The sequence below is a fragment of the Acinetobacter haemolyticus genome (assembly GCF_900406815.1).
In the GTDB taxonomy this organism is placed as follows: Bacteria; Pseudomonadota; Gammaproteobacteria; order Pseudomonadales; family Moraxellaceae; genus Acinetobacter; species Acinetobacter haemolyticus_A.
On the sequence record NZ_OVCN01000057.1, the window covers coordinates 1 to 396 of the forward strand.

Here is a 396-nt window from a genome sequence, read left to right on the forward strand (position 1 = left end):
GAAGATCCAGAGCCTGGAGGGCGGCATCCTCGACCGCCTGCTGGTGAAGGAGGGCGACCTGGTGGAAGTCGGCCAGCCGCTGGTGCGCCTCGACCAGACGCGCTTCCTCACCAACTTCCAGGAGTCGGCGAACCAGGCCAGCGTGCTGCGCGCGGCCATTGCCCGGCTCGACGCCGAGGTGCTAGGCAAGAAGAGCATCGAGTTCCCGCCGGACGTCGATCCCGAGGGGCCGCTGGCGCGTTCCGAACGCGAGCTGTTCAAGTCGCGCCGCGACAAACTGGTGGAGGGCACCCAGGCGATCCAGCGGCAGATTCACCTGGCGCAGAGCCAGCTCGACCTGGTTCGCCCGCTGGTGGCCAAGCGTGCGGTGAGCCAGATGGAGGCGCTCAAGCTGAG

1 protein-coding gene is annotated in these 396 nt (G+C 68.2%); it reads left to right on the forward strand.

The window, feature by feature from the left end; all coding sequences use genetic code 11:
* A partial coding sequence (locus tag DK207_RS15650) for a biotin/lipoyl-binding protein (RefSeq protein ID WP_162540253.1) occupies nt 1–396 on the forward strand: 396 nt, incomplete at both ends.